Annotated in this window: 23 protein-coding genes, 2 tRNA genes and 1 riboswitch; of the genes, 10 read left to right on the forward strand and 15 right to left on the reverse strand. The window is 38.2% G+C overall.

What is annotated here, in order from left to right:
- Positions 1–46: 46 nt before the first annotated feature.
- Positions 47–232 carry a hypothetical protein gene (locus AC5NT5_RS00315; protein WP_010554833.1) on the reverse strand — a complete coding sequence of 62 codons (186 nt, stop codon included), beginning with the start codon at positions 230–232 and terminating at the stop codon, positions 47–49.
- Between the two features lie 200 nt (positions 233–432).
- Between AC5NT5_RS00315 and AC5NT5_RS00320 the strand changes: the two genes are divergently transcribed.
- Positions 433–1,023, forward strand: coding sequence for a DUF938 domain-containing protein (locus AC5NT5_RS00320; RefSeq protein WP_182682757.1), 591 nt, complete (start codon positions 433–435; stop codon positions 1,021–1,023).
- Here AC5NT5_RS00320 and AC5NT5_RS00325 read toward each other — a convergent pair.
- From AC5NT5_RS00325 to AC5NT5_RS00340, 4 genes are all read right to left on the reverse strand, one after another.
- Complete coding sequence (locus AC5NT5_RS00325; protein WP_494514179.1) at positions 1,000–2,139, reverse strand: GNAT family N-acetyltransferase; 1,140 nt, start codon at positions 2,137–2,139, stop codon at positions 1,000–1,002. The two genes, AC5NT5_RS00320 and AC5NT5_RS00325, sit on opposite strands and share 24 nt — an antisense overlap.
- Before the next feature lie 6 nt (positions 2,140–2,145).
- A complete protein-coding gene (locus AC5NT5_RS00330) occupies positions 2,146–3,534 on the reverse strand; it encodes an alpha/beta hydrolase (protein WP_494514178.1) in 1,389 nt (462 codons plus the stop codon).
- Positions 3,524–6,244: an ATP-binding protein gene (locus AC5NT5_RS00335; protein ID WP_494514177.1), complete on the reverse strand. Its 2,721-nt coding sequence runs from the start codon at positions 6,242–6,244 to the stop codon at positions 3,524–3,526. Before AC5NT5_RS00335 ends, AC5NT5_RS00330 begins: the two co-directional genes overlap by 11 nt.
- 72 nt (positions 6,245–6,316) lie before the next feature.
- Entirely contained in the window at positions 6,317–6,772 is a 456-nt protein-coding gene (locus tag AC5NT5_RS00340; RefSeq protein WP_024604725.1) for an Lrp/AsnC family transcriptional regulator, read from the reverse strand.
- A 136-nt stretch (positions 6,773–6,908) separates the two neighbouring features.
- On the opposite strand from AC5NT5_RS00340, the gene AC5NT5_RS00345 reads away from it, so the two are divergent.
- Positions 6,909–8,078 (forward strand): PrnB family protein, encoded by a 1,170-nt coding sequence (locus AC5NT5_RS00345; protein ID WP_182672480.1) that lies wholly within the window; start codon positions 6,909–6,911, stop codon positions 8,076–8,078.
- A gap of 1 nt (position 8,079) precedes the next feature.
- A complete protein-coding gene (locus AC5NT5_RS00350; RefSeq protein ID WP_494514176.1) occupies positions 8,080–9,204 on the forward strand; it encodes an aminotransferase class V-fold PLP-dependent enzyme in 1,125 nt (374 codons plus the stop codon).
- Here the strand turns inward: AC5NT5_RS00350 and AC5NT5_RS00355 are convergent.
- The 4 genes from AC5NT5_RS00355 to AC5NT5_RS00370 form a co-directional block, all read right to left on the reverse strand.
- Positions 9,188–9,676: an RNA-binding protein gene (locus AC5NT5_RS00355; RefSeq protein WP_024597153.1), complete on the reverse strand. Its 489-nt coding sequence runs from the start codon at positions 9,674–9,676 to the stop codon at positions 9,188–9,190. The two genes, AC5NT5_RS00350 and AC5NT5_RS00355, sit on opposite strands and share 17 nt — an antisense overlap.
- 308 nt (positions 9,677–9,984) lie before the next feature.
- Positions 9,985–10,077: transfer RNA gene (locus AC5NT5_RS00360), tRNA-Ser, on the reverse strand.
- 51 nt (positions 10,078–10,128) lie between these two features.
- Positions 10,129–10,219, reverse strand: a tRNA-Ser gene (locus tag AC5NT5_RS00365).
- Positions 10,220–10,437: 218 nt separating this feature from the next.
- Positions 10,438–10,578 (reverse strand): hypothetical protein, encoded by a 141-nt coding sequence (locus AC5NT5_RS00370; protein WP_004335040.1) that lies wholly within the window; start codon positions 10,576–10,578, stop codon positions 10,438–10,440.
- A gap of 325 nt (positions 10,579–10,903) precedes the next feature.
- Between AC5NT5_RS00370 and AC5NT5_RS00375 the strand changes: the two genes are divergently transcribed.
- Positions 10,904–11,779, forward strand: coding sequence for a diacylglycerol/lipid kinase family protein (locus AC5NT5_RS00375; protein WP_188162159.1), 876 nt, complete (start codon positions 10,904–10,906; stop codon positions 11,777–11,779).
- A gap of 32 nt (positions 11,780–11,811) precedes the next feature.
- Here AC5NT5_RS00375 and AC5NT5_RS00380 read toward each other — a convergent pair whose 3' ends face one another.
- Positions 11,812–12,741: a DMT family transporter gene (locus AC5NT5_RS00380; RefSeq protein ID WP_494514175.1), complete on the reverse strand. Its 930-nt coding sequence runs from the start codon at positions 12,739–12,741 to the stop codon at positions 11,812–11,814.
- Positions 12,742–12,843: 102 nt separating this feature from the next.
- On the opposite strand from AC5NT5_RS00380, the gene AC5NT5_RS00385 reads away from it, so the two are divergent.
- Positions 12,844–14,286 carry an aminotransferase-like domain-containing protein gene (locus tag AC5NT5_RS00385; RefSeq protein WP_494514174.1) on the forward strand — a complete coding sequence of 481 codons (1,443 nt, stop codon included), beginning with the start codon at positions 12,844–12,846 and terminating at the stop codon, positions 14,284–14,286.
- Positions 14,287–14,524: 238 nt separating this feature from the next.
- On the opposite strand, the gene AC5NT5_RS00390 is transcribed toward AC5NT5_RS00385, so the two are convergent.
- The gene (locus tag AC5NT5_RS00390) at positions 14,525–15,319 is read right to left on the reverse strand and encodes a YggN family protein (protein WP_494514173.1); all 795 of its coding nucleotides are present in this window, start codon (positions 15,317–15,319) and stop codon (positions 14,525–14,527) included.
- 387 nt (positions 15,320–15,706) lie between these two features.
- Here AC5NT5_RS00390 and AC5NT5_RS00395 point away from each other — a divergent pair, with 387 nt between their 5' ends.
- Positions 15,707–15,892 carry a PA3496 family putative envelope integrity protein gene (locus AC5NT5_RS00395; RefSeq protein WP_007579801.1) on the forward strand — a complete coding sequence of 62 codons (186 nt, stop codon included), beginning with the start codon at positions 15,707–15,709 and terminating at the stop codon, positions 15,890–15,892.
- Positions 15,893–16,010: 118 nt separating this feature from the next.
- On the opposite strand, the gene AC5NT5_RS00400 is transcribed toward AC5NT5_RS00395, so the two are convergent.
- The 3 genes from AC5NT5_RS00400 to AC5NT5_RS00410 form a co-directional block, all read right to left on the reverse strand.
- Entirely contained in the window at positions 16,011–16,508 is a 498-nt protein-coding gene (locus AC5NT5_RS00400; RefSeq protein ID WP_182672468.1) for a glutathione peroxidase, read from the reverse strand.
- Positions 16,509–16,581: 73 nt separating this feature from the next.
- A complete protein-coding gene (locus AC5NT5_RS00405) occupies positions 16,582–16,881 on the reverse strand; it encodes a branched-chain amino acid transport AzlD family protein (protein ID WP_024597147.1) in 300 nt (99 codons plus the stop codon).
- Positions 16,878–17,582, reverse strand: a complete 705-nt coding sequence (locus AC5NT5_RS00410; protein WP_004335013.1) for an AzlC family ABC transporter permease — start codon at positions 17,580–17,582, stop codon at positions 16,878–16,880. Before AC5NT5_RS00410 ends, AC5NT5_RS00405 begins: the two co-directional genes overlap by 4 nt.
- 108 nt (positions 17,583–17,690) lie before the next feature.
- Between AC5NT5_RS00410 and AC5NT5_RS00415 the strand changes: the two genes are divergently transcribed.
- From AC5NT5_RS00415 to AC5NT5_RS00430, 4 genes are all read left to right on the forward strand, one after another.
- Positions 17,691–18,347: a cytochrome b/b6 domain-containing protein gene (locus AC5NT5_RS00415; protein WP_494514172.1), complete on the forward strand. Its 657-nt coding sequence runs from the start codon at positions 17,691–17,693 to the stop codon at positions 18,345–18,347.
- A gap of 88 nt (positions 18,348–18,435) precedes the next feature.
- Positions 18,436–18,523: riboswitch (cyclic di-GMP riboswitch) on the forward strand.
- A gap of 96 nt (positions 18,524–18,619) precedes the next feature.
- Positions 18,620–19,183, forward strand: coding sequence for a hypothetical protein (locus tag AC5NT5_RS00420; protein WP_024589489.1), 564 nt, complete (start codon positions 18,620–18,622; stop codon positions 19,181–19,183).
- Positions 19,184–19,320: 137 nt separating this feature from the next.
- A complete protein-coding gene (locus AC5NT5_RS00425; protein ID WP_494514171.1) occupies positions 19,321–21,396 on the forward strand; it encodes a S9 family peptidase in 2,076 nt (691 codons plus the stop codon).
- A gap of 60 nt (positions 21,397–21,456) precedes the next feature.
- Positions 21,457–21,855 (forward strand): hypothetical protein, encoded by a 399-nt coding sequence (locus tag AC5NT5_RS00430; protein ID WP_182672459.1) that lies wholly within the window; start codon positions 21,457–21,459, stop codon positions 21,853–21,855.
- A gap of 22 nt (positions 21,856–21,877) precedes the next feature.
- Here AC5NT5_RS00430 and AC5NT5_RS00435 read toward each other — a convergent pair whose 3' ends face one another.
- Complete coding sequence (locus AC5NT5_RS00435; protein ID WP_182672457.1) at positions 21,878–22,630, reverse strand: LytR/AlgR family response regulator transcription factor; 753 nt, start codon at positions 22,628–22,630, stop codon at positions 21,878–21,880.
- Positions 22,631–22,637 lie beyond the last annotated feature (7 nt).

Consider the following 22,637-nt stretch of genomic DNA (forward strand, 5'->3'; position numbering starts at 1 on the left):
GTGTAAACAGTTATTATAAAAATTATTTGCGATACTAATTTGAGTATTAATTGTAGCCAAGAATAAATATCTGATCTGTTTCATGTTTGGTCATCGCCTGTTGATTATGTTTAGGGTGCGAAAGTAAGTCGATTACTGTAGCTCTCATATCAACGGCGTAACTATGATCGTCGGTGGTTTTTTCGGTTATAGCAATGGCCGCGTCTACAGCGGTATAAGGGGGTATATGCATAATTTTATCCTTTGAAATTTAATATAAGTTAAACCCTTTAGTGGGTTAACAATATAAAAGCATATTACGTACCAACCATAATGAGCCAGCTCAACCATATGATAGTTATAGTATTTAAAAATTAGCTTTTTTTCATCACGACAAAATAAGCTAAATTTGCTTTACTGTTGTGCATTAATCTACAATTTTGGTGCACAGTAATGACAAAGCCATTTTCACAAGCCTGTGAAAACAATAAAACCCCTATTTTAGAGCAATTAAAGGGCGTATTAAAAAATACTAAAACAGTCCTCGAAGTCGGATCAGGAACAGGCCAGCATAGTGTGTTTTTTGCAGAGCAATTACCGCATTTACAATGGCATACAAGTGATCGCGCTATAAACCACGAAGGGATTAATTTATGGCACCGCGAAGCTAATTTAACTAATTTACATGCACCACTTGAGCTTGATTTAAATAATGAATGGCCTGTAGATAAGGTTGACGCTATTTATACTGCAAACACATTTCATATTGTAAGTTGGCAATTAGTTGAACGTTTTTTTGACGGTGTTAAACGTCACTTAAATAGCGACGGTATGTTGTGTATTTATGGGCCATTCAAATACCAAGGTGAATTTACCAGCCCAAGTAATGATGACTTTAGTGCCTTTTTAACAGAGCGCGATCCGTTAAGTGGAATAAGAGATTTTGAAGCAGTTGAACAACTAGCTAAGCAAGCAGGGCTTACGCTTATTAGCGATACTGCCATGCCTGCAAATAATCAGTTACTCGTTTTTAAACGGCAGTAATGAGCTACATCGCTCTTTATATATATCAATATGGCCGCGTTCACGCTTTAAGTAGTCGCTTATTGCATTACTAAAGTCGCCATCAACAATATGGTGAGCAGAGTAGGTAAGTACGGGTTCAAATCCGCGTGCTATTTTGTGCTCACCTTGTGCTCCCGAATGAAAGCAGCTGAGTTTATGCTTTATTGCAAACTCAATACCTTGGTAATAGCACAACTCAAAGTGAAGCGAATCTACTTCCTCACTTGCTCCCCAGTAACGCCCATAAAGTGTATTCTCACCTACTAAACTAAGTGTTGCAGCAATCACGTTGTCGTCTTTTTTGGCCAGCATAATAACGAGATTATTAGCCATTAATGCATGTAAAAGCGCAAAAAACTCCATATTTAAATAGCCCAAATGACCAGATCGCTTTAAGTAGGTACGCTGATAAAACTCACAAAACAATTGCATTATCTCGGGCGTAATTTGCGTTCCTTGCAGCCATTCAATATCAATATTTTGTTGCGCTATTTTAGCTCGCTCTTTTTTAAGTGACTTACGTTTTCGTGAGTTAAGTATTTGCAAAAAATCGTCAAAGGTTTCAAAACCTTTATTAAACCACTGAAATTGCACACCTACTCTTAGCATGGCATGTTGCTCAGTTAATGATGTTGCTTGGGCTTGGTCGCAAAAATTAACATGCCACCCCGACCACCTTTGCTCAGCACTGTGTATGCTAAGTTGCTCTGTAATGTACTGATACACCGCATTAGGGTTAGCGTGCTCGATAGCAATACGCCTGCCTTCAATAGGGCTAAAGGGAATGCCAGATAGCCATTTGGGATAATATTCTAAACCGTGTTTTTCGTATGCCTCAGCCCATGCCCAGTCAAATACGTACTCGCCGTATGAATGACTTTTTAAATACCCAGGTGCAAGCGCAATGAGCGTATCATCTTCAAAAATAGCGAGGTGATGGGGCTGCCAACCGCTTTTTTGTGTTACGCATTGGCTTTGTTCAAGGGCATATAAAAAAGCATGTTGAGTAAATGGTTCATCACCAAATAAACGTTGCCACTGCGCCTGATCAATCTCATTAATACTGCTAAACCATTGGTGCGAAAACGTTCCCATGACTACTTACCTTGTAGTTGTTCTAAGCTGTTCTACGTTTTTAATAAACGTACTAATTTGCTTTTTAAGCTCGGTAAAATGAGGATTATAAGTTAAGCGTTGTAAAGCCGGATAGTGTTTTAAGTTGGCGCTTGTTCGCTCTCCTAGTTGTGGATTTTTTGTTGTTTTACATGTCTTGTACAGGGACTCGTCGTTAATAAAGCTGCCACAATTACGATAGGTTGCGTTAATTCCATAATGTGGATTTTGCGGTGAGTTAACAATAGCAATATGCGACATACCATGAATTTTTTTACACTGAGGCGATGTGCACTGCGGGTTATTTACTGTGTAGTCACTAGCAAAGTCTGGCGGTAAAATATCAGTGCTTCCATAAAGTACTAAAGTATCGAGCAGCTTATATTTTACTGAATTATCTTTGTGTAATGCACTTAATAATTTTAGCGTGGCACGCGTATCTATCGTGGTATCAATATCGCTAAGTACACTAAAAATAGGTAATTTAAGTGCAGGGCGTTTGTTTAAGCTACTTACGCTTGCAAGTGACATTGCATCGTACGAAGCGGCAGCTGCATTTAAAGGAAATGACTCATATTTAGCAAAGTCTACATCGGCGTCTTTATCAATCCAATTAACAAAGGGTATGGCATCAATCCACTTTGCTATCCAGCCGTACTTATTATGTGGCTCAGAGCCTGGCGAATAAAGCATAAGCGCTTTAATTTTAGGGGATACAGTGTGTTTGGTTGCGTAATCAAGAAGTAACGCTGCACCGGTAGAGTAACCTGCGAGTATCACCTCATCAAAGTCTTGTACCGAGCGTTCAATACCGTATTTTATTGCTTGTTGCCATTGGCTAACGTCTACATTGAGTAAAGCACTTGCGGCGCTTCCATGCCCTGGTAACAATATAGTACGCACGGTATAGCCTTGCTGATAATACACTTGTGCTAAATCGTGATACGTAAAGGGTGAATCAGTTAGTCCGTGGATTAGTAGTGCAACTTTATTACTGTTTGGATGCGTGAGCTCAAAAGGAGCAATAATATCTGCAATAGTAGGGTCAGGTTTTCGCGTACCTTGCGTTACTAATTGCTGGTACGTTTGTGTAATAACAGGGCATGGCATATTTGCACGTGGATTGGCTTTATTTATATGTTTATATGCAAAATCTAAGTAATCGTTAAATGGTAAAATGGCGTGGTAATTAAAGCGCTGGTGGTTGTGCTCATTTTCAAAGCGTAATAAGCCTTGTTGCTTACTTTTTGTTATAAATTTAAAGTCGCTCGCCTGCGATATACAGTTTTGAGCGACAGCAATATGAGAAAAAACACTTAAAACAAAACCAAAAGCTACTCTTAAAAATACTCTTAAAATTAAACCACTATTGTTCATTAACTTCTGCATATTGGACAAGACACTCGGTTAGCTTAATGAGTTCAAGCGGTTTTGCAAGGTGCTGGTTAAATCCAACGGCTTGTGCATGTGCTTTATCCTCTGGCATAACGTCGGCAGTTAAAGCAATAATCGGGAGCTCTTGTTCAGTTTTAAACTGGCGGATCAGTGCCGTTGCTCTATAGCCATCCATTACAGGCATTTGGCAATCCATAAGCACTAAGTCAAAATGCTGCTTTTTCACTATATCGACCGCCAACTCACCGTTTTCTACCATATACGGCACAATCCCTAACGAGCCAAGCATCGCTTTAATAACCATTTGATTTACCGGGTTATCCTCTGCGACCAAAATATCTAGCGAAGTAATATTAGTATTATCAAATGTAATAACATGTTCTTTTTTAGGTTCTGTTGTTTCTAATCGCATTGAAAATGTAAAAGTAGAGCCTTTATTTATTTCACTTTTAAGTGTTATATCAGCCCCCATTAATTGGCTTAGCTCTTTTGCTATTGTTAAGCCAAGGCCTGTACCACCAAACTGCCTTGAAGTAGAACTATCCGCTTGGGTAAATGCGTTAAATAATTTTTTATGTTGGCTTGGTTTTATACCTATTCCGGTATCACTAACGTTTATAACAAGCTGTACTTTATTGGCGGCAGTAAACTCTGTTTCTATGTTTAAAGTAACGCTGCCTTGGCTTGTAAATTTAATCGCGTTGCTACATAAATTAAGTAATATTTGCTCAATTCGCATAGGATCACCAATAAACCAGGTATCAACAGGTAGCTTTGAATTAACTTGCCATTTAATACCTTTGTTAACTGCGCTTTGCTCAAACATGTTGTTTATACGTGTTATTAAAGCACCTAAGTCGAATGCAATAGATTCAATAACTAACTTTTGGGATTCTATTTTTGATATATCAAGAATGTCATTAATTAAGTTTAATAAGCTTTTAGATGCTGAGTTTATTTTATCTAAATAGCCAATGAGTGTACTTGCATTGTCTGTTTCTCTAGCAAGTGAAGAAAAACCAATAACGGCGTTTAATGGTGTTCGTATTTCGTGGCTCATATTCGCTAAAAATTGGCTTTTAGCCTGATTAGCTAAATCGGACTGCTTCTTTGCTTGTGCGAGTGAGTGAGTACGCTCTGCAACTTGACGTGTAAGTGCGATTTGTTGCTGATTAAACAGCAGTAAAACCATTAAAATTAAAGAACATACGGCAACTTGAAGTATGAGTAATAATAAAGTTAGTTGACTATTATGTTGTGTTAAAAAGCTTTCTTTAAGGGCTAGTTTTACAATCCATTTTTGCCCTGCAAAGTCCACATCAAACGACATTAAGCGGCTGCCTTTAGCTTGCTGAACATTTTGAGAGTAATTACTATAAAACGGCGGAGTGTTTGTATCTTCGTATATACCAATCGAAAACATATCAGACTGTTCTTTAGAAATTGCCTGCTCAATAATACTACGCACTAAAAATACACCAGTGGCATAGCCTTTAATTGTTTTTTCATCACTATGCTGGGAGTACACAGGGGCAAATAATAAATAGGCTGGTTTAGGTTGTTTGGTTTGCACCAACTGAATTATTTTAGTTCCGACTGGCATGTACTTTATAGCGGGGTTAAGCAGAGAGCTTTTTCGATCAGGGTTTGAAAATACATTAAAGCCAATAGCTTTTTGATTACCATTAAAAGGAGCTATGTATTTTACTATAACAAGGGGATCACTAGTTTCAAGAGGTTCGCCAACTACATCAATATCTAAATGATAAATGTTTGATATTTCTTGGGCAAAGACGTCGCGTTGATCTTGAGGTATTTTTGCGTTCCACGATAAGGCGTTAATAAATGCGTGCTGAGTTAGTAACTGGCTAGCATAAGAATAAAAATCTTGCTGGCTTAGCATGGGAGATGACTGTACCTGACTTGCTAGGCTCTGCACTGCAATAATACTAAGATTTGTATATCTATAAAGGCTGTTTTCTATAACGTGGACTTCACGTTCAGCAATTTTAATAGTGTTTATACGATTTTCTTGATCGTATAACTGCGTTGTTACCGCGACTGATAAAAATAAAATAGAGCATACTGCAATTGTCGGAAACGCCGATATATTATGTTGATTAGACTTTTGTGGTAATAAAGAAAGTAAAAGCGGAGTCGCAATTAATACTCCTAATGTATCACCAAGCCACCAGTAAGTAACATTCTTCCAATGATTATCAACACTGTAAACCGAGTTGAATTGGCTTAAGGCAAATACGCCAAAGTTAGCCGAAATTAAGCTGACCAATATTGCTATGACAAGGATAAAGTAAATTATATTCTTGCGCTTTTTAAAGCGCAGCGGGTGCCCAAGCCAATACTTTAAAAGAGCTGCGCCGACCATTGCCTGTATAACAACACCAAAGGCGATATACATAGCCTCGTTGAATGAGTTGCCGACCAGGACTAGCTCATGAACAGAACTGTCAAAAATATTAAGGTTAAAGGCAATTGCAGCTACAAATAAAGGCGGGATAAAGCGCCACCACCAAATATAACAACCGACTAGTGCTATGCCGGCAGGTAACCAAATTGGAATTATTTGCGAGTTAAAAGCAAGTTTAGTGAGTGCTATGCCGACTAAAAAATATGCTAAAGCAAACATGATGTAAAAAATAATGGAATGATTTTTAGAGTTAAAATTTTTCACATAAGGTCCAAGCAATTATTATTGTCGTTTTGAAATATCAGTATAGCTAACAGTAAGTTATTTTGGTTATTTTTATAAAGGTAACTGTTTTTTGCTAAATGATTGTTTAAGCACAACTGTTGATTCTATATTTGCGATACAGCTTAAGCCACCTAGTTGATGTTTCACAAACGTTTCGTAGCTCTCAAGATCATGTGCAATGATTTTTAATAAATAATCATAGCTTCCTGATATTACACAACACTCTAATACATGTGGTAATTTTTCTACATGTTGCTCAAATTGCTCTGCAGCACTAACCGAGTTTTGGCTTAATCGTACAAACGCATATACCAATACATTAAGATTAAGTGCTTTGGGATTTATGGCGGCGTGGTAGCCGGTAATAATGTTTTCTTGCTCTAACTTTTTTATACGCCTTAAACAAGGTGTATCCGATAGGTTAATACTGCCAGCTAAATCTGAAACCGACATACGAGCTTGGCTTTGCAGTGCAATGAGTAATTGCTGGTCTTTTTTATCTAACATAGTTGTCGGCTTTTATTAATTATTTTTATATTTGTAGTGATTATTGCTAAGTATTGCAGTTTTTACTAATTTTTTTGGCGTTTTACCCTAATTGAACTCTGTTAGCATTTAACTATAAAAATAATAGAGCACACCAATGAACACACATACCGCTATTTTCGATCACTGGATACGAACAGAGTTTGTCACTTTAAATAGTGAATTAGAGCAGCTTTATTGGCAGCAAACCGATAAAGCAAATGTAGAAGGAATAGGTGAGGCCTTAAAGCAACAATTAGAAAAAGAAGGCAACGCATTAATTAGTAATTTATTAGCCGAGGGAAACACAGATCAAGGCTTTGATAGCGCTTTTGACTTACTCGGTAACGTAGGATTATTTATGGCAGCGTGTAGGCGCCATGAAATTACTGAGCCAAGCAGAGAAACCACTTCACCGCTAATTGAAGCCTCAGCGCTTGCTATGCATATAGGCGCATCCATTGGCGTAACCCCTCGTTTTGCTACCGCCCACTTAACTACTCATAACAAAGCACTTAACGGTATTTATAAACGATTTACCAATTTACCTGATGAAAAGCTATTTCTTGATTACAACACCCAAGGTATTTTGGCCTATAAACGTGCAAGTGATGCTTTATTAAAAATATTGCCGTTAGGTATCTCACACCCCCTGTGTGGTGAGTTATTAAAAGTAGCAAAACAAGCGCTTATAGATGTAATTGAGTCAAATAATGCACTTTATTCTGAGCTCGATGCAGATCGCTTTTTTAACTGCGTTCGCCCTTATTATAAACCGTACCGTGTAGGTAAAGAGGTTTACAGAGGTGCAAATGCTGGTGACTTTGCAGGTATTAACGTGATTGATATGCTGTTAGGGCTGTGTAGTGCAAACGAGCCTAGTTACTCGCAAATGCTGGTGGATAAGTTTTTATATATGATGCCAGAGGATCAACAAATCCTGCGAGAAGCCATGCGTATGCAAAGCTTTATGGATGACTTTTTACAAGCAGAGCAATATAAAAATACAGATTGGTTTAAAAGCCACGCAACGTTATTTATTCAAGTGTGTAAATTACATGGCGACACCGCAGTCGGTCATCATAATCAACTGGTTGAAAAGTTTATTGCTCAGCCTTCAAAAAATATGCAACAGCAGCATATGAGCAAGGTAACAGCAAGTGGTCCGCCGCTTCATGTGTTACTTGATTCGCTCGAAAAATTAAGAGATAGGCGGGCCAGTGCCAAACGCGACGATATAAAAACACGTTTTGACGATCTAAATACACTTAAAGAATGGGTTAAATAGCATGCTTAAAAATGATTTTTGTATGGCTGATGGCTGTTATTTACTAAACCACTCGGTAGGGCGTCCTCTTAAAAATACGCAGCAATATTTAGCTCAGCACTACTTTTTACCGTGGGAGAGCTCAAATAAAGAACCTTGGCAACAATGGTTGCCCGCAGTTGAGCAATTTACTACCGCGCTTGGTAAGTTATTTAATGCGCCTAGTTCGCAGTTTTGTCCTCAGGTTAATTTATCAAGTGGCTTAACAAAGTTGCTTATGTCGCACCCACGGTTACAGCAAAAAAATTGTAAAGTGCTAATGGCACAAAGTGATTTTCCGAGCATGGGTTTTGCAATGCAAAAAGCATTACCAGAGTGCGCACAAATTATGTTTATACCAGAGCACGAAAACCTAACTGATATTAGTGTTTGGCAGCGTTATATAACTTGTGATATCGATTTAGTTTTTATAAGCCATGTGTATTCAAATACAGGTGTACAGGCGCCTGTATACGATATTGTAGCTATAAGTAAATTAACTAATAGTTTATCAATAGTTGATGTTGCTCAATCAGCGGGGGTTATACCGCTTGATTTAAGCGTGCTCGATGCGGACTTTATGATTGGCTCGAGCGTTAAATGGTTATGTGGTGGCCCAGGTGCAGCTTATTTATGGGTTAACAAAAATCAAATAGAGTATTGTGAGCCTAAAGATGTGGGTTGGTTTTCGCATCAAAATCCATTTGAGTTCGATATTAACCACTTTGAATATAACGCCAGTGCGCTTAAGTTTTGGGGGGGCACCCCTTCTGTAGCGCCTTATATTATTGCCGCAAATAGTATTGCCTACTTTGCAGAGCTAACAGCTCACAAGGTAAGGGTGCATAACTTAGCGATGCTTACGCTTATTCATGAGCAACTAAGCGAATATGTTGCATCACCTATGATTGGTGATAAATGCAGCGGGACTGCTATTTTGTTTTTTAACAAGCAACAAGACCATGTACTTACAGAGCTTAATAAAGCGAAAGTTAGTGTAGATGCTCGCAAATTTGGAATACGAGTATCGCCACATATTTATAATACTCAAGAAGACGTTGCGCAATTTATTTCTATAGTAAAACGAGCGCTTAAGGGTTTTGGCTAAGCTGCTGCTTTCTTTGCTTTAATGACTCTATTTTTTGCTGCGTTTGACTAATTGATGCGTCGTAGGCTTGTTTTAATGAATTTGTTTTAGTTGCGATAGCATCAGCAATAGACGAAGCGCCTAAACGATTGGCCTTATCTTGGGTCATATAATCTATTTGTTGTTTTTTAGCTGCGTATTCTTTTTGGCTTTGTTCAATAGATAGCTCAAGGCGCTTTATTTCACGCTCTATCTGCTGAACCTCTAAGTAGTCATCAACAGAGGTATCGGTAATACCTTTACCGGGCGTAGAGCTTTTATATGCTTCAATTACATTTATATCTTTTAGAGTAATAACTTGTGCATCTTTAGCGCAAGGCGTTTGGCTAAAAGTAGGAACGCCCTTAATTACACACTTATACACTGTTGTACTTTGTGCCAAGGTAAAAAATGGTGCTGCCGCGCAAAATGATAGCAATATGAACCGGATCATAGCTAAACCTATAAGTGGCTAAAGTTGTGTTAATAATGCCCTAAGTTATTACTAGGCACAATTTGTTTAGTTTTTATAAATTTTAGGCACAAAAAAACCACAATTAAGTGGTTTAAATTAAGTATGGTCCAGAGGGAGGGATAGACTTGCTTACATCCATGTAATCAATCGCTACGCGACGCTTGCAGCGGCCTAAAATATTCCAGACATTTTGTCGAACCATGTCGAGGGTTCTCACCCTCCCAATTTAGTATCGGTGTTAAATTTTAGGCACAAAAAAACCACAATTAAGTGGTTTAAATTAAGTATGGTGGAGAGGGAGGGATTCGAACCCTCGATAGAGCTACAAACTCTATACTCCCTTAGCAGGGGAGCTCCTTCGGCCACTCGGACACCTCTCCAACGCATAACCGGTTGTATTGATGGAATAAAAAAAGCCACCAATTAAAATATGGTGGAGAGATAGGGATTTGAACCCTAGATGGGCTATAAACCCATGCCGGTTTTCAAGACCGGTGCATTCGACCACTCTGCCATCTCTCCGTGACGCAGAATAATACTTAGGTGATACCGCTGTGTAAATAGCAAAATGACTGTTTGCCTAAAAAATATACGTAAATGAGGTTTTTTTTGTAAATAAGGGGAAATTAAGGCAATTTTTAATAAAATAAATAGGTTGCAGCAAACAATGGGAGCTAAATAAGTGACTTCATTTAGTGGTTGAGTGTTCGCTGCACCGAAAAATAATCATGGTTGGGTGATTATTTATATTGAGCTGCACCGCTAAGTGCTAGTCTTTTACCAATCGTGTTAAGTTTAGCTAACATTCTTGCTTTACGGTTAGTTGGTTTAACGGCTACTTGCGCTGCTGCTGTTTGATTTAATGTATTAATTGGTTTCATTATTTTGCTCCGGTTGTATCTGTTGAAATCGCGTGCATTTTGCACGTTGTTTGATTAAAAATACAACGATAAAAATTGAGCCTGAGGGATTAGTTAAACTAATCTGAATTGATTTTATTAATGTGCAATTCAGTAAGTTGTATTACTTTTTTTGCATAGCTATTTATATGACGGTTGGTTTTAACCCCTTTGATGTTGGGGTTTTTGGTTTTTTAATTTATTTTTATGCATTTTATATAGTGTTTTTTGATTATTTATTCAGATTAAAAAAATTTAATTAAACGTTTGTTATCTCACTCTAAAATACATTACTGGAAACAAAAGCTTGTCACTACTAATAATTATTAAACCAAGTATCAAAAAACAGGGCCAAAAATCATTGGCATGGCTTAAAAAAATCTGTAAAAAACGCGGCTTTTCTTATTGTATATTTACTACTACGGGAAGCTTTGACGATGACTGTGCCCAAATAAGGTTGTTACTGAGTAAATTTCCCAAAGTAGTTGCACTAGGTGGCGATGGTACATTGAACTTGGCGGTTAATGCGCTAATAGGGAGCAGCTGTTCGTTAGCATTATTACCTTGCGGTACAGGTAACGATTTCTCCAGAGGGTTTAATTGCAAAGAAGATGATTGGCGAAAGGCATTATTTAATACACCGACAGCCATTGATATAGGAAAAATTAATAGCCGCTATTTTATTAATATTGCAGGGGTCGGATTTGATGCTCATGTTATTAAAACAATTAACGAGAAAGCTAATTTTTCATCTTTTGATTACAGTTGGACGAGTATTAAAGAGCTATTTTATTATCAAGCTCAGCAGTTGCAAGGTACGTTTAATAACGATGCTCGGCAGTATCAAAATTTGATTACTGTATTTGCTAATCATAAGTACTTTGGTGGCGGGCTAGAAATAGCGCCAAAAGCAGATTTAACTGATGGTCAGCTTGAGTGTTATCAAATGCGATCGGGTGGGCTTTTTTATAATGTAATAAGCTTTATTAAGTTATTTTTTAAGCGTCATGAGTATATAAAAAACCTTACCTATAGTCGCTTAAATACAGCTTCTATAAATACTGAAGGGCTATTGATTGAAGCAGATGGTGAGCTGATAGGTAAAACTCCTGCAGTTGTTAGTGTGCATGGACAGGCCTTACTTTTTCATATGCCAATAAAAAAAGCGCCTACAGTAAAGTAGGCGCTTTTGCGTTAGTTGCGTTAATAACGCGTCTAACTGGGGACGGAGCCATTTTTAGCTATTGCTCTGTTAGCTAAAAAGGCGTTGATTCGTTTTGTTGGGGTAAGCACAATGGCGTTACCTAATAGCACTAAGCTAAACCCTGCAAAGGTATTTGCGTGCCATTCAAAGCCTTCAAAAAAGCTACTCAGTGTTACTGCCACTAATGGAAATAAAACAATAACGTAGCTGGCTTTTTCGGGGCCTATATTTTTTAGTAGTGCAAAGTAACAACCAAAAGCGATTACGGTGCCAAATATTGATAAATAAAGTAATGATAACCAGTAACTCGGTGGCGCGTTTACACTAAATTGCACATCGTTCATTAATACATATAAAGCTAAGCCTATAGCACTATATAACATGCCCCATGCATTGCCCTGCAATACGCCAATTTGCTTACGAGAATTACGAACGCTTACCATATTACCTAATGAAGCCACAAAGGTACCGCCAAGGGCAAGTAGTAACCCGACCAATGCACCGTTACTTAAGTCGAACTGCTGTAACTGTGGCCAAAACAGACACGCAATACCTAATACAGCGAGTGCGGCACCGGTATAAATTCGTTTTGAGATAGGCTTGCCAAAAAATAGTCGAGTGTTAACTATGTTCATAACCAGCAGCATCGAAAAGGCAATGGAGCTCATGGCTGAGGTTAGGTAATTTTGTGCCCAGTAAAGCATTAAGTAATTTAAACCAAAGTTAAACAGAGCTAATAAAGCAAAAAAGCCATGATCGATTAATGAAAAGCGCATATCCGGTTTTTTGTACGCTACATATAACCACATTAAAAGCGCTGCAATAGCAAAGCGATAAAATAACGATAGCTCTACCGCAATATCACCTAATTGAAATTCTATGGCTAACCAAGTAGAACCCCAAATTAAAACGGTTGTAATGTATAACGCTGCACTTTTCATGGTTAGTCCTCAAAGCCCGATTGAATGGCTATTTTAAGACCTATCTGTATACTTACCATATACAGAAAAGTAAAAATGTAACCTATACAGATTGGATGTGTGATGATAAGACAAAAAAATAGCCAAGGGCACGATTTTTTATATCAACAAGTTATTCAGTTAATTAGGGATATGAGTGCTCAACAAGTTTTACTCCCCGGCGAAAAACTTCCATCACTGCGTAAAATGGCAGATAACTTAAGCATAAGTATCCCCACTGTAAAACAAGCGTATCAAGCACTTGAGGATCAAGGGCTAGTAGAGGCGCGCGAAAAATCAGGCTACTTTTTAAAAGCTGTTAACGCCGCGCATAACTTACCTAAGCGAGTTAAGTTAAGTCGCGAACCTGTTGTGGTAAATAAACAAGCCTTAATAGAGCAGGTGTACAGCGCGATTCATCAAGCGAACGTAGTCCCTTTTGGTATCGCTAACCCAATTGCCGCAGCACCTACCGATAAAGCACTCGCCAGAAACATGCGCCGCGTAATGACAATTGCGGGCAGTAAAGCCATAAACTATGGCCCAACAGATGGGTTTGTACCGCTGAAAAAGCAATTAGTGCATCGCTATTTAGATTTTGGTATTGGCATTGATATGGACGAGCTTGTTATCACCAATGGTGCGCAAGAGGCCATGGCTATTGCGCTTAAATGTGTGACAAAGCCAGGTGATATAGTTGCCATTGAGACACCTTGTTATCACGGGATTATAGAGCTAATAGAAAGCCTAGGGCTTAAAGCGCTCGAAATACCACTGTGTCCAGATAACGGCATTTGGTTAAGTGATTTGGAACGCGCTTTGAATGAGCATGACATAAAAGCGTGTTTATTCTCGACTGCAATTAGCAACCCTGTAGGCAGCTTTATGCCAGATGAAAACAGGCAGCAGCTGGTGGAGCTACTTGAAAGTCATGACGTAGTGCTTATTGAAGATGACGTATACGGTGATTTATATTTTACGGCAAAACGAGGCACACCTGCTTTAGCGTACTCTAAAAAAGGATTAGTGATTAGTTGCTCATCTTTTTCTAAAACGGCAGCGCCGAGCTATCGTGTAGGTTGGGTCATTGCCGGTAAATTTGCAACGCAAGCAAGGCGATATAAAAGAGCACTAAGTTGCTCTGCTTCGTTAATAAACCAATGGACGTTATCTGAGTTTATTGCCAGCGGCGAGTACGACCGAAATTTAAAAGTACTTAGGCAACGCCTGCGCGATAACAAAGAGCGTATGCGATGGTGCTTACAACAAGCTATGCCAAAAAATACACGTATAAGCGATCCAAAAGGAGGTTGCGTAATGTGGCTTGATTTAGGAGGCGAATACGATAGCCAAACATTGTTTTTACTTGCACTTGAAGTGGGTATTAGCATAACCCCAGGGCTTATTTTTTCGGCCTCTAATAAATATAAAAGCTGTGTAAGGTTAAGTTATGGTGTGCAATGGAGCGCGCAAATTGAGCAAGCAATAGTTACATTGGGGAAGCTCACTTTATTAGCTAAAAAGTAATACCAATCTGCTTATATATGGGGTCTATTTAACGTTAAGAAAATTACGCTAGAACTAGGCAAAAGTTTTTGTATCTAGTTGTTCTAAATAAAAAATTTTTAACGAAGTTATAGTGCAATTTAATTCGTTAAATTGATCAAAGATTTATGCAGGTTGGTATAAGTCAACGAAATACAAAAAAGCAGCATTTAAGTAAACTTAAGTGCTGCCAAAGGGATGTTAAATAACGTTTGCTGTACTAATTTTGCTTAAAGCTAAATAACTGGTAACCTTTAAGCTCAGGCACTTGCATTACTAATTGCTCTTCTTGTTTTGCAATATCAGCAAAGTTTCCACATAAAGAGTTAGCACGTTCTTCAAGTGCGCTTGCATGTAGCTCTACTTTTTCTTCTATTTGTGCACCCATATTTTCCATACGTTGTTCAAAAGCATCCATATCACCGCCTGAACCAAGTAACTCAGAACCTAAAGCTACTAAAATACTGCCCATTGATTGCATCACTGCTGATTCAACCGCTGTTTCTATCTGCTGCTCAAATTGTTGTTCAAAGTTTTCGCCAAATTGATTAAAACTTTGTTGGCCCATCACAAATGTACCTTGCTGGTAAAATGTGTTTTCTACTTCGATTTTAATGTCATCCATAAGCTCAGACATATTATCAAGACCGTCAATATTAAATGCATTGCCTACTTCTTCTAATGCTACTCCTGCAATTTTAACACCCTCAAGCGCTATATTAGCTACTTCAGGTAATTGAGTGCGTAAGCTATCAGAGTACTTGGTTAGCGCGTCGCGCTGCGAATTATTCAGCGCTACAAGTTCGCCATTTACGGTTAAGTCACCATGGCTATTAAACTGCATGGTTTTATTGTTGGCGGTAAAAATTTCCAATTCGTTTGGCTTAATGCGCACATCATTTTTAAATTCGACGTTACATTCATCATTACTAAATGAAATTGCAGAATCGTTATCGTTATGAGCCATAGCGGCTGGTGGACAAATTAATGCGCTAACTAATAGTAATTTTTTCATGTTTGTTCTCTACTTTTTGTTGATGACGATTAATTAATAACAAGTTTGATGCCAGTTTTATTTTTTAATATAAAACATATGGTTAACTGTTTTTGTTTGTTTTTTAGTAAATGAAATCAATTAATAAATAACTATTTTTTAGTCAAATTGGCTAACTAATAAAAATTAATAAATTTTATTTATCGATACGATAAAAAACTCTCACTTTCCTCAATTCAAATTTAGCGCTATTTATTCACATTACTGACATGAAGACTATTTACAGTAGTCACGTGGCTTTATTTTGATGTTAATTTGCACAGCATTTTGACGTTAAACATTTTAATTTTACCGACTATTGCGATAATAAAATCCTTGGTTGGTCTCAAACACTTTATGGAGTGGGTTGTGGGTAAGACATTTAGTTACGATGCGCTAGATGACGATTTTGTTGAAGACGAGTACGAAATGCTCGGCCGTAATCAACACGATAAGAACAAGCAAAAGGTTAAAAAGAAGTTGGAAGACTACCTTGAGCAAAAACGCTTGCGTAAAAATCTAGGCGAAGACGATTTAAGCGATTACACCGATTAAATTTCACTAGTATAAATAAAATACCAATTAATATTGAGAGTTTAAATGTGCAGTTATGCGTATGTTTAAGTTTCAATAGTATTGGCAATAAAGAGGCCTTGCGCCTCTTTATTACTTTTTAAAGCGTACTTTTAGCCTGTGCTAAAGCTTTTTGAATTGTAAGTTCTAGCTTTTCGGGTTTAGTAAAAGGTGCATAACGTTTAATTGGCGTGCCATCTGCGGCAATTAAAAATTTAGTAAAATTCCACTTTATTTTACGTGTTAAAAAACCAGGTAAAGCCGATTTTAAATAACGAAAGACTGGGTGAGCATGCTTACCGTTTACATCTACTTTGGCCGCCATTAAAAAACTCACACCAAAATTAATTAAACACCCTTGCTCTATCTGTGTAGCGTCGCCGGGTTCTTGCTGACCAAATTGATTACACGGAAACCCTAAAATAACTAAACCTTGGCTGGCATATTTATTATGCAAAGCTTGAAGCGACTCGTATTGGTAGGTAAATCCACATTTACTTGCGGTATTAACAATAAGCGCAACCTTACCTTCAAAATCACTAAAGTTAATAGGTTGACCCTGCAAGCTTGTTGCGCTTAATTGATGGAATTTGTGCATATTGGCGTCTTTTTTATTATTGTTATCGGTATTTTAACCTGAGTACAGTATTTCATAAAGTATAAAGAGCGCTCTAATTTAAAATCAGAAATAGCCCCATACCGGCAAGCGTAGTGTAATAAATATTATGTGTTTTATAGGCAACAATGATGGCGACTATCGCTGCGCTTAAATAAGGGTTTTGCCAGTCTAAGTTAATGCCATCTTCATTCAAAAACACGATAGGCACCCAAATTGCTGTAAGCACCGCAGGTGCACTAAAGCTTAAAAATTGCTGCATTTTAGGACCTACTTTAAACGGTAAAGCGCGGTGTAAAAATAAATAACGCGTAAAAAATGTAATGCACGCCATGAGTAAAATAGTTGTCATCATAGCGTTGCTTCCTTTTTAGCGGTTAGCCTTGCTGTGCTATAACCTGCGGCCATTGCCAGCAGCGCTGAGCAAACAAGCCATAACTCAAATCCGGTACTTTTTAAAAGCGTTGCGCTAACGCCTGCTACAATTACCGTAACGAGTGAGGCCAAATTTTTGATTCCCGGAATAACCAACGCGATAAACGTGGCAGCAATGGCAAAGTCGAGCCCTAAATTAGTTAAGTCGGGCAGCATTGTGCCCGCTACAATGCCAATTAACGTCCAAATATTCCATGCAATATAAAAGCTAAAACCAGCGCTCAATGCGTATATTAAGCGTGTTTTTGTTCTATATGCTTTTCGATGATGAGAAAACGCAAACAGCTCGTCGGTTAAAACAAAGCTCACCGGTAAGCGCCAACGCATAGGTTGATCAATGACCTTATGACGCACAGCTAAACCGTATAAAAAGTGCCGAGAGCTAATAATAAATGTTGTGAATAAAATTGTGAGCAATGGTGTGTTGCCCGCCATAAGTTCAATCGCAACAAGCTGTGCAGAGCCTGCAAATACTAATAACGACATTGCTTGGGTTTCAAAGGCGCTAAAACCATTTTGAATCGCTAAAGAGCCGCATAAAATACCCCAAGGAACAACGGCTAAACACAGTGGTAGCATATCTAAAAAGCCTTTTAAAATAGCTTTTTTAACTGGTTGCATGATATTTACTCTCACGGCTTGTAGAATGGCTCATAAGGATACCTTAATATTATGATGTTAAAGTAGTTAACAAATTAAATAATACTGTTTTTTTTAAGGATAGGCACAATGACGACGTTAAAAGTGTGGGATGGGTTTATTAGATGCTTTCATTGGTTTTTGGTTGTAAGCATTGCAGTGCTTTATTTTAGTATTGAAGAGGGCATGATTGAGCTTCACTTTGTCGCTGGTTTTTTTACTTTAGCACTTATAGTAACACGTTTAATATGGGGTGTTATTGGTAGTAAAACCGCGAGATTAAGTGGGTTACTGCACTCTCCTTGTGCTATTTTAAAGGCGCTAAAAACACCAAGCGACTCGTTAGGCCATTCAGCACCCGGTAGCTGTATGGTGATAGTGTTTTTTATATTAATTATAACGCAACTTGCAAGTGGCTTAATGAGCAGTGATGGTATTTTAACTGACGGGCCGCTTGCTCAATATGTGTCTAGCGATACGATTGATTTTGCCAATTGGCTACATGAGCTGAATTTTGACATTTTACTCTATGCTATTGGCTTACACGTATTGGCTATTATCATTTATAGAATAAAAGGCAAACCGCTAGTTAAGGCGATGATCACAGGCTCAAAAGAGTTAAAAGCGGATGACTCTGAGGCTAAAGTAACAAAAGCGTCTTGGCCTGCGTGGTTAATATTTATATCTTTATTGGTGTTGTTGGTATTTACGTGGGCGAAAGAGCCTTTAACTTATTTGTTTAGTTAAAAACACATTAAACCAATCTTAAAGGGTTGGTTTTTGTTTTTTGTTACATTCTTTTGTTTGATTGTTATGCGGGGTCGAATTATAATCGCCGCATTGCTGGCAAACTAGCCGAAAGGTTAGGACGCAAAGTTTCCGGTCTAAGGCTTTTTAAAAGCTATGGTAGCGGGACTACTGCATAACGTGTTGTTATGTATCACTTGCCCTCAGTGTATTTTTTGTGTATCCATAGTGTATGGATAAGATTTTGTAACTCTTAAGGTGTTGCCGTGTTTATGCATACGTCGTTGGCCTGTGGAAAGTGGTCAACAATAGGTTGCTTAAATCATCATACCCAATTATTTATTGGTGATGTGGTGAGTGTAACCTTTTACGACATGCAAGGAGAGCTGGTTAGTTTATCATTTGATTACAAGATCACCTCGCTTGAGCAAGGTGAGCCTCACGCATGGCCACGTTTAGTTGCCGAGCATATTAATGTGCATGTTCCTCTGGTTAGCGCAGGTAAAATGACCGAACAGGGTTTAATTGTAGCCTATAGAAATAATGAAATTTTTGCTTTGCAAAGCAGTGGTATATGTAAAGCACACGTCGACTTTCATTGTATTGCAAAATGCGATGAGCGTGTTGTTAATAACCTTGATACTTATGATTACGTGTACCCTGAAAATTGTGAAAACTATAATGCGGGTACAAAGGTATTGCAGCCAAAAACAGGGCATGTTTATCAATGTAGGCCTTGGCCATTTAATGAGTTTTGCCGCGCGAGTGACGATAAAAAGTTTATGTTCGAGCCCGGTATTGGACAAAGTTGGGCTATGGCTTGGCAGCAAATATAAAGCTTAAATTATCTTCCCAAAGGTATAGCGGTTTTAGTAATGAAGCGTTTACCGTTTTAGCCCATCCAACTATTGGATGGGCTTTTTTATTTTTATGATAAACTGTAAATCACGTTATTTTTTTAATTGGTTTTGTTGTGTCTCGTCCTGACTATTCTTTAAGTTTATTACCTAATTTCCCGATTGCTAAACAGCAAGCCCATACATTAAGTACTCATAATAAAATACGCACTGATAATTACTATTGGATGCGTGATGACGATCGCCAGGATGAGCAAGTACTTGCTCATTTACATGCTGAAAATACGTACTGCGATGAACAGTTAGCTGCTATGAAGCCACTACAAAATACACTTTTTGAAGAGTTAAAAGCACGCATTGTAAAAGATGATAATTCGGTACCCGTTAAAGACGGGAAATACTGGTATCACTCAGAAGTTCGTGGTGATGATGAATACTCGCGTCACTATAGAAGTACGAGCATAAAGGCCGATAATAAAGAGCTTTTACTCGATGTGAATGTCTTAGCTGAAGGATTTGAGTTTTTTGAGCTGGGCGAAGTCGCACTAAGTCCATGCGAGCAGCTTATGGCTTACTCTGAAGATACTGAAGGTCGTCGTATTTATAATGTTCGCTTTAAAAGCTTAGCGACCGGTGAAATGCTTCCTGATGTGCTTGAAAATACAGAAGGACAAGTTGTTTGGGCTAACGACAATAAAACTGTTTTTTATGTAAAAAAAGATTTAAAAACGCTATTAGGATACCAAGTATTTAGGCATGAGCTTGGCAGCGAGCAAAACCAAGACGTAATGGTCTACGAAGAGCAAGACAGCAGCTTTTTTATGGGGCTTGGTAAAAGCCGCGATGAAAGCTTAATTATTGTTGATTTAGCATCGACAGAGACCAACGATACATGGGTGCTTGATGCTAATAAGCCCACTGGCGAATTTAAAGCATTAATGCCGCGTGAAGATGGCCACGAGTTTGACGTAGATAAGCTAGGTGACACATTTTATATTGTGACTAACTGGCAAGCTAAAAACTTTAGATTAATGACGGCAACAAACGAAACAATTGCTGATAAAACACAATGGGTTGAGCATACAGCTCACAGAGAGAATGTACTGCTTGAAGGTGTAGAGTTATTTAATGACTTTTTAGTATTGAGTGAACGCGAGCAAGGGCAAGCTCGATTTGTAGTTGTTAATAGGCAAGGGGATCGTATGGCACTTGAGTTTGCCGATCCTTGTTATTATGCTGCAATAGCAATGAACCCAGAGCCAGACACACGCACTGCGCGTATTTATTACTCAAGTTTAACAACACCAGGTTCTTTATATGATGTTAATTTAGCAACTGGCGAAAAAACACTACTTAAACAGCAAAAAGTACTCGGTAGTTTTAATGCCGATGACTATCAGTCTGAGCGATTAATGGTAACTGCTCGCGACGGAGTTAAAGTACCCGTATCAGTTGTTTATCGAAAAGACAGCTTTAAAAAAGGTGGCTCAAATCCGTTATTTCAATACGGCTATGGTGCGTATGGCTATACGATTGATCCAAGTTTTTCAAGTTCATCGCTGAGCTTGCTCGATCGTGGTTTTGTTTATGTAATAGCACATGTTCGAGGCTCTGAAATGCTAGGTCGCGAGTGGTACGAACAAGGTAAAAAAGAGCATAAACAAAATAGCTTTAGTGACTTTATTGATGTGACAAAAGCGCTTGTTGCACAAGGCTATTGTGATAGCAGCAAGGTGTTTGCCTCAGGCGGCAGTGCTGGTGGTTTATTAATGGGGGCGGTTGTAAACCAAGCACCAGAGTTATATTGCGGTGTTGGCTGTCATGTACCATTTTTAGACGTATTAACCACGATGCTTGATGAGAGTATTCCGCTCACAACAAATGAATACGATGAATGGGGTAATCCAAATGAGCCTCAGTTTTATGATGTAATTGAAGCTTACTCGCCGTATGACAATATTCGCGCACAAAACTATCCGAACATACTCGTTACTACCGGTCTTCATGACTCGCAAGTGCAGTATTGGGAGCCTATGAAGTGGGTTGCAAAAATGCGTGAGCTTAAAACAGATAGTAATCTTTTAGTCTTTAAAACCGATATGGATGCAGGGCACGGTGGTGCATCAGGTCGCTTTAAAAGTTTAGAGGAAAAAGCACTCGAAATGGCCTTTTTTATTGCTTTATTAAATTAACTGCAAAATCAGAAAATTGTATTATCCTATATATAGAAGTTGATATATGTAAGGCGATTTATGTTTGGAGCACATGGTGAATTTCAGATTTGTTCACAGCCCCCTCAGATGTATTTAGAATTAAAGGGGAGCTTTAACAATGAAGGCATTACGCTGTTAACTAATGGCGTTGTTCAGGAGTTGAGCACTCACCCTGAGAATACAATTAAGTATGTGGTTGTTAATTTAAGAGAGTTTGAGCTGTTAACTTTGGATGGCCTTGATTCATTAGAGACCTATTTTGCCGGTGTAAAAGAACGTGGCTATCAACGAGTTGACTATATAAACATTAATATCATAGCTAAAAATATGTTTGAAAAAGTATGGAAAAATAGCGATGTAGAAGTTAATTTTTATAAAGATACCGACAGCTATTTATTAGTGCACCCAAATGACAGTTATATAAAACAGAACTGGTAACTAACATGAGTATTATAAACCGCTATTGAAGAGGGCTTATAATACTCTCTAAACACCCTTTATAGCGCCGTGAAAGGTTTAAACACATATCGTTTTTCAGCCTTACTTTATAATCGCCACTGTCAGTAGGCATCAGTTCGCAAATAGCTTGTTTTCTTACCAGCGTTGAACGATGAATACGAACAAACCCTTCTGGTTCTAGCTGTTGTTCAATATTTTTCATGGTTTCGCGATGTAGTACCGGCGTATTACCTTGGGTAAAATGCAGCTCTACATAGTTGCCCGCACCATTAATCCAAATAATATCATTTATATCAATTAGCCTTACCTTACCTACATCTTTAACCACAATGTGTGATGATGGCTTTTCTGCTTGTGTGCTTTGCTGGTATTGGCGTTCGGCCGCACTTGCGATCGGGCAAAGGTGAATCAGCTTATCAAAGCACTTATCAATACGTGATGCAGTTGAATCTAATATTAAAAAATCAACAGCGCCAACTTCAAAGGCAAAACTCGCAAAATGTCCCGATTGGGCAATAATGACTAACTTCAGCTTTTTAGCAAGCTCTGTTAAATGCACTATTTGCATCGGGTCAGCTAGGTTGGTTAGTTCGTAAAACAGTACATTGTATTGATCTGTGTCTATTTGATCTAATCTATTTGTTTGAAGAAAAGATTGAGATTCAAAGTGCCGGTGATCTTGCACGCGCTTTGTTAAAAATGTTGCAAACTTAGTGTTACTAACAAAAGTTAATGCATGAAAAGAAGCGATCATTATTTTA

This window comes from Pseudoalteromonas sp. J2K-J599, from assembly GCF_059295115.2.

Excerpts from the sequence above, each read along its gene's own strand:
- AC5NT5_RS00390 (WP_494514173.1), bottom strand. The coding sequence starts at position 15,319 with ATGAAAAAATTACTATTAGTTAGCGCATTAATTTGTCCACCAGCCGCT.
- AC5NT5_RS00345 (WP_182672480.1), top strand. The coding sequence starts at position 6,909 with ATGAACACACATACCGCTATTTTCGATCACTGGATACGAACAGAGTTT.
- AC5NT5_RS00320 (WP_182682757.1), top strand. The coding sequence starts at position 433 with ATGACAAAGCCATTTTCACAAGCCTGTGAAAACAATAAAACCCCTATT.
- AC5NT5_RS00355 (WP_024597153.1), bottom strand. The coding sequence starts at position 9,676 with ATGATCCGGTTCATATTGCTATCATTTTGCGCGGCAGCACCATTTTTT.
- AC5NT5_RS00405 (WP_024597147.1), bottom strand. The coding sequence starts at position 16,881 with ATGATGACAACTATTTTACTCATGGCGTGCATTACATTTTTTACGCGT.
- AC5NT5_RS00380 (WP_494514175.1), bottom strand. The coding sequence starts at position 12,741 with ATGAAAAGTGCAGCGTTATACATTACAACCGTTTTAATTTGGGGTTCT.
- AC5NT5_RS00325 (WP_494514179.1), bottom strand. The coding sequence starts at position 2,139 with ATGGGAACGTTTTCGCACCAATGGTTTAGCAGTATTAATGAGATTGAT.
- AC5NT5_RS00370 (WP_004335040.1), bottom strand. The coding sequence starts at position 10,578 with ATGAAACCAATTAATACATTAAATCAAACAGCAGCAGCGCAAGTAGCC.
- AC5NT5_RS00350 (WP_494514176.1), top strand. The coding sequence starts at position 8,080 with ATGCTTAAAAATGATTTTTGTATGGCTGATGGCTGTTATTTACTAAAC.
- AC5NT5_RS00330 (WP_494514178.1), bottom strand. The coding sequence starts at position 3,534 with ATGAACAATAGTGGTTTAATTTTAAGAGTATTTTTAAGAGTAGCTTTT.
- AC5NT5_RS00435 (WP_182672457.1), bottom strand. The coding sequence starts at position 22,630 with ATGATCGCTTCTTTTCATGCATTAACTTTTGTTAGTAACACTAAGTTT.
- AC5NT5_RS00410 (WP_004335013.1), bottom strand. The coding sequence starts at position 17,582 with ATGCAACCAGTTAAAAAAGCTATTTTAAAAGGCTTTTTAGATATGCTA.
- AC5NT5_RS00385 (WP_494514174.1), top strand. The coding sequence starts at position 12,844 with ATGATAAGACAAAAAAATAGCCAAGGGCACGATTTTTTATATCAACAA.
- AC5NT5_RS00430 (WP_182672459.1), top strand. The coding sequence starts at position 21,457 with ATGTTTGGAGCACATGGTGAATTTCAGATTTGTTCACAGCCCCCTCAG.
- AC5NT5_RS00420 (WP_024589489.1), top strand. The coding sequence starts at position 18,620 with ATGCATACGTCGTTGGCCTGTGGAAAGTGGTCAACAATAGGTTGCTTA.
- AC5NT5_RS00315 (WP_010554833.1), bottom strand. The coding sequence starts at position 232 with ATGCATATACCCCCTTATACCGCTGTAGACGCGGCCATTGCTATAACC.
- AC5NT5_RS00400 (WP_182672468.1), bottom strand. The coding sequence starts at position 16,508 with ATGCACAAATTCCATCAATTAAGCGCAACAAGCTTGCAGGGTCAACCT.
- AC5NT5_RS00415 (WP_494514172.1), top strand. The coding sequence starts at position 17,691 with ATGACGACGTTAAAAGTGTGGGATGGGTTTATTAGATGCTTTCATTGG.
- AC5NT5_RS00340 (WP_024604725.1), bottom strand. The coding sequence starts at position 6,772 with ATGTTAGATAAAAAAGACCAGCAATTACTCATTGCACTGCAAAGCCAA.